Annotated in this window: 7 protein-coding genes; 4 read left to right on the top strand and 3 right to left on the bottom strand. The window is 69.6% G+C overall.

The window, feature by feature from the left end; translation table 11 throughout:
* Positions 1–923 precede the first annotated feature (923 nt).
* Both AC08OP_RS15080 and AC08OP_RS15075 read left to right on the top strand, forming a co-directional pair.
* Positions 924–1,124 carry a DUF7455 domain-containing protein gene (locus AC08OP_RS15080; protein WP_009742431.1) on the top strand — a complete coding sequence of 67 codons (201 nt, stop codon included), beginning with the start codon at positions 924–926 and terminating at the stop codon, positions 1,122–1,124.
* 245 nt (positions 1,125–1,369) lie between these two features.
* Positions 1,370–2,407, top strand: coding sequence for a YihY/virulence factor BrkB family protein (locus AC08OP_RS15075; protein ID WP_476614777.1), 1,038 nt, complete (start codon positions 1,370–1,372; stop codon positions 2,405–2,407).
* On the opposite strand, the gene AC08OP_RS15070 is transcribed toward AC08OP_RS15075, so the two are convergent.
* Entirely contained in the window at positions 2,401–3,846 is a 1,446-nt protein-coding gene (locus AC08OP_RS15070) for an LCP family protein (protein WP_476614776.1), read from the bottom strand. The genes AC08OP_RS15075 and AC08OP_RS15070 overlap by 7 nt on opposite strands.
* A gap of 1,093 nt (positions 3,847–4,939) precedes the next feature.
* On the opposite strand from AC08OP_RS15070, the gene AC08OP_RS15065 reads away from it, so the two are divergent.
* Positions 4,940–6,346, top strand: a complete 1,407-nt coding sequence (locus AC08OP_RS15065; protein ID WP_462187381.1) for an aminopeptidase P family protein — start codon at positions 4,940–4,942, stop codon at positions 6,344–6,346.
* A gap of 221 nt (positions 6,347–6,567) precedes the next feature.
* Here the strand turns inward: AC08OP_RS15065 and AC08OP_RS15060 are convergent, their stop codons facing one another.
* Positions 6,568–6,909, bottom strand: a complete 342-nt coding sequence (locus AC08OP_RS15060) for a histone-like nucleoid-structuring protein Lsr2 (protein WP_011437876.1) — start codon at positions 6,907–6,909, stop codon at positions 6,568–6,570.
* 664 nt (positions 6,910–7,573) lie between these two features.
* On the opposite strand from AC08OP_RS15060, the gene AC08OP_RS15055 reads away from it, so the two are divergent.
* Entirely contained in the window at positions 7,574–7,900 is a 327-nt protein-coding gene (locus AC08OP_RS15055; protein WP_462187376.1) for a hypothetical protein, read from the top strand.
* A 377-nt stretch (positions 7,901–8,277) separates the two neighbouring features.
* Here AC08OP_RS15055 and AC08OP_RS15050 read toward each other — a convergent pair whose 3' ends face one another.
* Positions 8,278–9,102, bottom strand: a complete 825-nt coding sequence (locus tag AC08OP_RS15050) for an ABC transporter ATP-binding protein (RefSeq protein ID WP_476614778.1) — start codon at positions 9,100–9,102, stop codon at positions 8,278–8,280.
* Positions 9,103–9,211 lie beyond the last annotated feature (109 nt).

The raw sequence follows: 9,211 nt of genomic DNA, 5'->3' as shown, positions 1-9,211 counted from the left end.
ACCCCATGGTCCGTACCTGCCCGGTCCGCAGACCCCACGGCCCCGGGAGACCCGCGGTCGGCGGAGCGGAAGGCCGCCCGGGCCGAGGACGCCGAGTCCCTGGACCGTCCCGTCCGGCCCGAACCGATCCGCGGCGAGGTCGCTCGCCGGACGGCCGCGACGGGGCGAGGCGTTCCCGGCGGCCGCCCCAGGGTGGGGTCCGCGTCCGGGAACGGGCGATCAGGCGTGAATTCCCGGGCGGCCGTCGCGCCGGCCGGTCCGCAGCCCGTGACATCCGCCACGTCTCCCACCGGGACAGCCGCCAAGCCGTCGGTCCCGGGCTCGGCGCAGGTGCCTCCCGTCGCCGCCGTGGAGCGGGGCGGGACAGCCCCCGCCGAACCGGAGCCGTCAGCCCCAGCCGCCGGTACAGCAGCGCGATCCGCTCCCGCCGAACCGGCCGCGGCAGCGGGCACCGATGCCGCCGCAGCCGCCGTGACCTCGGCACCAGCCGCCCGCGCCGCCGGATTCGGCACAGGTTCCACGCCCGGGGCGCGCCGCACGGCGGCCCGGCGGGAAGCCTCCGCCAAGGCTCCCTCCGCGCAGACGGAGGAGGCGGCGCCGGACGGGACCGACGAAACGACCGTAGACACATCGAACGCCTCCGCTGCGTCACGGGCACGTCCGAGTAACACCACCCGTGGGAGCGAACGTCCGGCAGGCGGTCGACGCGGACGCAAGTCAGTGCCAGCATGGGACGATATCGTCTTCGGTGCCCGACGTCCCTGATCAGACGACCGGGCGCCCGAGACGGGTACCCGTCCGTGGTATGGAGGACCACGGACACCACGCCGCTCTGGATGCAACGACGCCGCGAGAGCCGGCTGTGAGTAAACCGTCACATGGTCAGCTGGAACGTCTGACCGCCTAACACAGTTGGAGTAGATGTGACAGGGACTACCACGAAGCCGACGCTGACCAATCTTGATCGTTGCGACCGGTGCGGTGCCCAGGCCTACGTGCGGGTCGTGCTGCCCGGGGGCGGCGATCTCCTGTTCTGCCGACACCACGCGAAGTCGCACGACTCGAAGCTGCGTGAGATGGCTGTTGAGTATCACGACGAGACCGACAAACTCAGCGTGTCCTGAGCTCGGCCGCCCAGGCACACTGAAGGGACACATCGCGATCTAGCGATGTGTCCCTTTTGGTGTATCCAGTCTGATATATTCAGATTCCTGGTTGCTTCCTCGCTGCTGGCCAGCGGCCCATCCGTTACTCCGGGTGGCCTCCGCCGCGATCACCCACTCCGTTCCTGGATGCCCTTCGGCACCCAGGAACGCCAGGCCATACGGTGGGGGCCGTGTCCGCCACGGGAAACAAAGCACCGGCTCCCGTGGCATCGTCCCCGGTGAGCGGCCGCTGGATGGTGTTGCTGCGCAGAGTGGCCGTCGAGGTGAATCCCGGGCTGCTGACGCGGGCCAGAAACCATCACGCCGCGGCCTGGACCGCCATCCGGCGCAGCACGCTGTTCCACCGGCTGCCCCGGGGACCCCTGCGACTGGCCCGTCGGACCATCACCAATGCCTGGCGGCACCGGGTCCTGGGGCTTGCGGCCGAGGCGGGATTCTGGCAGCTGCTGTCCCTGCCACCGCTCCTGCTGTCGTTGTTGGGAACCCTCGGCTACGTCGGTGACGCCATCGGGGCCGACGCCCTCGACAGCGCCCGGCAGAGCATCCTTCGCGGCGCAGGCGACCTGCTGACCGAATCGGTGGTCGACGACGCGGTGCGCCCGACCATCGACCAGATCCTCTCCCGTGGCCGACCAGACGTGATCTCCATCGGTTTCGTGCTGTCCCTGTGGACCGGGTCAACCGCGATGGCGACCTTCGTCAACACCATCACTATCGCCTACGGCCAACGCGATCTGCGCTCGGCGGTGCGCAGCCGGCTCCTGGCGCTGTGGTTGTTTCTCGCCCAGGTGGCCAGCGGGGTCATTCTCCTGCCTGCGCTGGTCCTGGGGCCCGAACTGATCTCGCGGATCTTCGACGCCGGTCGCCATCCCCTCGTCAGCACCCTGATCCCACTGCTCTACTGGCCGGTCGTGGGACTCGTGGCCCTGGCGATGCTGACCTCGCTGTACCACCTCTCGCTGCCGGTACGCCAACCCTGGTGGCGGGCGCTGCCCGGAGCGATCCTCGCGCTCGTCTGCTGGCTCGTGGGCAGCGGCGTGCTGCGATACTACCTGGAGATCGTGTTCAGTAACGAACTGGTCTACGGCTCGCTCGGATCACCGGTGGCGGTGCTGCTGTTCTTCTACATCACCGCGCTGGCCGTGCTGTTGGGCGCGGAGCTCAACGCGGCGCTGGACGAGCAGCCGCCGCGCCGTCGGGGCAGCCACTCGGCACCGAACGCCTCGAGGCCACCTCAATAGGTGCAGGACACCCCGCCCGCGTCACCCGGGACGGACCTTCCCGCCGCGCTGGCCGGGGACCAGACCACCGGTACCGCAGCGGACACCGGTACCGCAGCGAAGGAGCCACCCCCCGCGCCAGCCGGGAGTGCGCCGGTGGAGCTCCCGTCGGCGACACGACCGCCGAAGGGCTTGAGGAAGGCGCCCAGCTGGGCTGGCTCAGGAACTAGGACGCTCTGCCCCCCGCGAGTGCCAGCTGCCGCCGGCACCGTCGTGAACGCGACGCCGCCCGATCCGATCGCCTGCATCCGCACCGCGAGAAGCCGGAGGTCGGCGAGAGAGGTGGCCTCGTCGAGCGTCAGCGCCGAGGTGGCGGAGTCGACCACCCCGAGCAGCTTCGCCGGGTTGAGCAGGGTGTCCGTCGACGCGATCCGCTGGAAGACGGCACCGAGGAACTGCTGCTGGCGGCGGATGCGGTCGATGTCGCTCTCGGGCAGGCCATACCGCTGCCGGACGAAGGAGAGGGCCTGCGCCCCGTTCAGCGTGTTCTCGCCGACCTGACCGGAAAACCCGGAGTAATGGTCGTGCAGGTTGTCGAAGCCCCGTGCCTTCAGCTCGGGGGGAAGCTCCTTGATGCAGACGGTGACCCCGCCAAGGGCGTCCGTCATCCCCTGGAAGCCGATGAAGTCGATCTGGACGTAGTGGTCGACCCGGATCCCGGTGAGGTTCTCGATCGTGGCCACAAGCAGGGACGGCCCGCCGTAGGAGAAGGCGGCGTTCAGCTTGGACCGCTGCGCCGCATGCTGCGTGCCCGCCGCGTCGGTGTACGCGGGGATCCGCACCCACAGATCCCGGGGGAAGGAGATGAGGGTCGTCGAACCGTCGCCGTCGAGGTGGGCGAGGATGGTCGTGTCCGACCGCTGCCCCTCGACCTGGCCGAACTCGCCGCTGGTCCCCGTCCGGGTGTCCGACCCCACGAGCAGGATGTTCTGCGTTCCACCCGATGCGGACGCCGGCCGGTCCGCGCTGGCGGAGAAGGTCAGCGGGATGTGGCGCACCCTGCCGTCGTAGTGCTTCAGCACGGCCCAGCCACCGGTCGCCAGGATGAGGACGAGGGTCGCCAACACCGCGGCCACGGCGGTGAGACCGCGCCATAAGCCGCTCTGCCCGGGTTCCGCGGGACCCTCCGGGGCCGGCCGGTCGTACCGGGGCTCGGCCGCCGGATGATCGACGGGGTACCGGCCGTAGGGATCGGGGTAGGCGCCCGGAGGTACGCGCGGCTCGTCATCGTGGCCCCGCGGAGCGGGCCGGTGCTCCCGGCGCGGCCACTGCCCGACGGGCCAGTCCTCCTCGGGGGCCCGGCGCGGGTCCCGCGGGTCACGGACGGACCGGCCACGCCGCTCGCCATCCCGCCGTCCCGCCGTCCCGTACCGTTCCGGACGATCCGGAGGCCAGGTCATGGCCGCGTCCTCCTCCCCCATCCACCGGGATGAGATCATCCGCGCCAATGGCGCCGCCCGAGGCCGGGACCGTCCACCACCGGCGCGAACCCGCCGGACCACCTTGGCACGACGTGGGCGCGGACGGACCGGAACCCTCCCGGACAGTCTTTTCGATGGTGACGGGTGACGGGCGTCATGGCATTCCCAACGGGTTGTCGGATGTGCGACCTCGCAGGCCCCCGGCCGGCCCACGGACCGTACGGGCTCCGACGGCGCCACCCGGACCGTCCCGGCCGAGCCGAGCGGTGGCAGACCCCCGGGTGGCGCCGAGCATCAAGACCGGTCGCGGGCCCGATCCCGATCCTGCGATCCCGACGACAACCACCGATATCGGGATGCGCGACAATGATGCCGGTCTCCGGTGGTGTTCGCGACACGCAGTGCAGTGCCCGAACCGAGTGCAGTGCCCGAACCGCACGATGCCGGTGGCTATCGGACCGGCATTACGGCACGCCGAGGACGTCCGCACCCGGACCGACCCGGTCCGTGCAACGTGGACCCGCCTTCCCCGCCGACCGGAAGATGAGTTAACGGTCCACGACGGAAGGTCACAGCCGGCCGGATCCCTCAGATCTCCCACAACCGATTGCGTGCCCTCGTTAACTCACCCGAAGTGGGAGGAACAGTCTTCGTGGAAGGGTCCGAAGGCGGCGAAGTGGGTAGCGGCGCCCGGACCCATGTCGCGACGCGACCGCTCACATCGGCCCGGCATCATCGCGGCGGTGCGATGCACCAAATGCCCGGCGGACCAACGACGGGAAGTCCGGGTAGCGCGCGGGGCATGGCGGTACGCCTCGCGCGCTACCCGCCGTCCACAACGGGGCCTACCGTTAACGTTATGAGTGCCCAGTCCCACCAAAGCTCACCTCCACCGACCGGCCCGGGGGTGCCCGAGAGCGCGCCGGCCGGGCGTGATCCGAACCTCATCACGGCCGACGAGCCGGGCGTTGTCCCCACCGGGGCCGGTGAACCTCCGGCATCGGATGATTCCGTGCGCGAACCCGGGCAGGCCAACCACGACGAGGAACCACACGCGGCGTTCCGGCGGTTTATGTCGACCGGGTGGGCGCCGATTGACGACGCTGTGCCATCCCGCGATGACTGCGCACCCTACACCGCGAAACGTCGCGCCTTGTTGGGTTCGCGGTTCCCGGCGGACGCGCTTGTGGTGCCGAGCGGCGGTCTGCGGGTACGGGCAAACGACACAGATTTTCCGTTCCGTCCCGGAAGCGACTTCTTCTGGCTGACCGGCTGCCATGAACCGGATGCCGTGTTGGTTCTGCTACCCAACGCGGCCGGTGAGCATGATGCGGTGCTCTATGTCGCCGGGCGGTCCGACCGGTCGAGCTCCGCCTTCTACACCGACCGGCGATACGGGGAACTGTGGGTCGGTCCCAGACCGGGGGTTCGGGAGACCGCGGCACAGCTGGAGATCGAATGCCGGCCGCTCACGGAGCTCGCGGACGCGCTCGCGCGGTTGGCACCGGGAAACACCCGGGTACTACGCGGAGTCGATCCGGTCGTGGACGGTTCGGTGCTGCGTTGGCCCGGCCGGGGTGGGCCAGGAACCGACCGCGATCTGGCCCTCGCACAGGCCCTTTCCGAGCTGCGGCTGCTCAAGGACGACTTCGAGATCGCCCGATTGGACGAAGCGATCGCCGCGACCGTGCGCGGCTTCACCGAGTGCGTGGGAGAAATCGGTCGGGCGATGGACCTGCCCAACGGAGAACGATGGTTGGAAGGGACGTTCTGGCGGCGGGCCCGGGTGGACGGCAACGATGTGGGATACGGTTCCATCGTCGCCTGTGGCCACCACGCCACGACGCTGCACTGGGTCCGCGACGACGGGCCGGTACGCGCCGGTGATCTCGCCCTGCTCGACATGGGGGTCGAGGGACGGTCCCTCTACACGGCCGACGTCACCCGCACGCTCCCGATCAACGGACGGTTCACCGAGCTGCAGCGCCAGGTCTATGACGTGGTTCTTCGCGCCCAGCAGGCCGGGATCGACGCGGTCCGGCCGGGAGCGTCCTTCCTGGATCCGCACCGGGCCGCCATGCAGGTCATCGCCACGGCGCTCGACGACTGGGGGCTCCTGCCGGTCAGTGCGCAGGAGTCGCTGACCGAGGACCCACGCTCCCCGGGAGGGGGCGTCCATCGCCGCTATACCCTGCACTCCACGTCGCACATGCTCGGGTTGGACGTGCACGACTGCGCGCAGGCGCGCGACCAGACCTATCGCGACGCGGCGCTGGAACCGGGCATGGTATTGACGGTCGAACCGGGCCTGTACTTCCAGCCGGACGACCTGACGGTTCCGCCGGAGCTGCGGGGCATCGGCGTCCGGATAGAAGACGACATCCTGGTCACCAGGGATGGAAGGCGGAACATGTCCGCCGCACTTCCGCGAACCGCAGAAGACGTCGAAAACTGGATGGCCCGGCAGCTGCCGAACTGACGGAACGAACAGATCTGGCGACAGACTGCGTTGGCGGCGACGCCAATAGTTCCTGCCACACCGGCCCGGTCGGTGTGGCAGGAACCTGACCATGCAAAACCTGATCACACGATCTTCGGTCCGCCGGATCGCGCGGCCCGTCGTCCAATACCACGGGCACTACCGCTACAAGGGGTTCCACTGCCCCGGTCCCTGCCCCGGAAAAGCAGTCAAGACCAGGATCAGTGGGCCTTGTCGTACGCCTCGACGATGTTGGAAGCGATACGCCCCCGGTCACTCACCGTGTAACCGTTGCTGCGCGCCCACTCGCGAATGTCGGCGGTACGGTCGGTTCCGCCGGTACGGCGCGAAGCGGCACGCACACCACGCCGGCCACCCGCCGCCCGACCGCCAGAACGGCGAGCCGCGGTGACGAACGGAGCCAACGACTCACGCAACTTCGTGGCGTTCTTCTCCGACAGGTCGATCTCATACTGCGCACCGTCGAGTCCGAACCGGACGGTCTCGTCAGCCTCTTCTCCACTGAGATCGTCAATCAACGAGACGATGGTCTTCTGGGCCATGCCACTCTCCTTCAGGTCAGCGGACCGCAGAACTCACGCGTCTATTATTACCACGAGAACGCGGGGAACCGTCACGCCTGGTTCGCCGGACTCGCAAGCTTGGGTCGCCGAAGACGAAGTCAGCGCTCAACGCACGCCGCTCTGGCAGTCGGAGTGCGGAACCCAAAGACAGGGAGCAAGCTCCACATGATAGAGGGATGATCATGTTCTGCGAATCACACCTTCCCAGTCGAAAGGCCGGCCGCAAGCGGACAGTTGGGCAGGCGTGGACCGGGCGGCGTCCATGTCCTCCGACCTTGGGACACCGATCGTGTTCGTCTACCGACTCCCGTGGACGATTGCCCGGCAAACGGCGGGCAACAGCCGTCGGCGCCTTTGGGGTGGTGGTGCCGCGAGCGGAACCGACCGGTACGAATGCCAAAGGGGATCGCCGCGCCGGATGAGTACCCCTGATTCCGGCGCCGCTGCTATGGGCCGACCCACGGACGAGTACCCGCGCACGTGGGTGGTAGACGGTGCCAACGTGATTGGCTCCCGGCCCGACGGGTGGTGGCGGGACCGCCCAGGAGCGGCCGGACGGCTGGTCGACGCTATTTCGGCGCGGATCATCCGTCCCGGCACGCACCCGCGGCCATCATCGAGGCCGGAATGGCCTGAGCGGATCGTGGTCGTTCTCGAGGGTGCGGCGCGAGCCGGAGTTCCCGAGGGAACCGTACGGCCCGGAAAGATCACACCCGAAAAGGTCGGGCCCGCGGGCGTCGCGCCCGAGAAGGGCCGCCACGTTCCAACGAGGGCGGACCGCGCGGCACCGACCATCGTCGTCGTGCACGCCCCCGGGCACGGCGACGACGCCATCGTGGCGGCGGCGCGCGACGCGGTCGCGCCCGTGGTCGTCATCACCTCGGATCGGCAACTTGCCGTCCGGCTGAGGTCGCTCGGCGCGGGTGTGCGACGGTCGGGATGGTTGTGGGACCTGCTCGACGAACGATGAACGACGGCCGGTCAGCGACGGCTCCCGGGACGACCGGCGGTCGGCGTCCGGCTCGCCGGCCGGCCCACGAACGGACGAGCCCGGAGAGGGAGCACGACGGCCGCCACGAAAAAACACACCGGCGATACCGGAAAAGGCGCGCTACGACGGGCTGAGGCCGCTTGACGGGGATGGATGGCCCACCGGGCCGTACGCGCAACGCCGGGACCGGACGGCGACTCGGGACTGGATCACGTCGGGAAAATCACCGCACCCCGCCGATCGTGCTCACCCGGCCATCGACCGACTCCGGTCGCGGCCGATCGGCCCATGAACGGACAAACACCCCGCGGCACAGGCTCAGACCCGCGGCACAGGCTCAGACCCGCGGCACAGGCTCAGACCGAGGCGGACACCGGATGCCGGGGAGGCGGTCCGGCGGCAAGCCGGGCGGTGTAGCGACCGGCCGCCACGCCGACATCCAACGGAATCCCGAAGCAGGAGGACAGCGCCTCCGCGGTGAGTACCTGCGCGACCGGACCGGCCGCAAGCACCTGGCCGCCGCGCACCAGCAACGCGTGGGTCACCCCGACCGGGATCTCCTCCACGTGGTGGCTGACGAGGACGAGGACAGGAGCGGTGGGGTCGGCCGCGAAGCGGGTGAGCCGCCGCATCAACGCCTCCCGCGCACCCAGATCGAGCCCGGAGGCGGGCTCGTCGAGCAGGAGGAGTTCCGGGTCGGTCATGAGGGCCCGGGCGATGAGCACACGCTTGCGCTCTCCCTCGGAGAGGGTTCCGAAGCGCCGGTCGGCCAGTCCACGGCACCCGAACTGGGTCAGCAGGCCGGCCGCGCGGGTGAGATCGACCTCGTCGTACTCCTCGTCGGCGCGGCCCAGCACGGACCAGCCGGCGGTCACCACCGCGTCGAGTACCCGCTCGTCGGCGGGTGGCGTCTCCACCAGCGCCGGACTGACGACACCCACCCGGTATCGTAGATCGAGAAGGTTGACCTTACCGAGACGGGCGCCGAGCAGGTCGACCGTGCCCCTGGTGGGAAACAGCCGGCCCGAGGCCACCTGCAGCAGGGTCGTCTTCCCGGCGCCGTTGGGACCGAGGACCACCCAGCGCTGGCCGGGGAACACCGCCCACGACACGTTCCTGAGCAGGTATGACCCATCTCGCACGACATTGACATTGTCGAGGCGCAGCACCGCGTCCGGCATGCAGCTCACGTTACGCGACACCAGACTTCCCGATGCCGCCGGGACGGCCCGGTCCACCCGTATCAGGCCGTCTCGTGCCGTATCTGGCAGATCAGCCCACCACCCGGTC

The sequence above is a fragment of the Frankia sp. CeRuru1 genome, from assembly GCF_977966315.1.
This window is presented reverse-complemented; position numbering and strand designations above follow the sequence as displayed.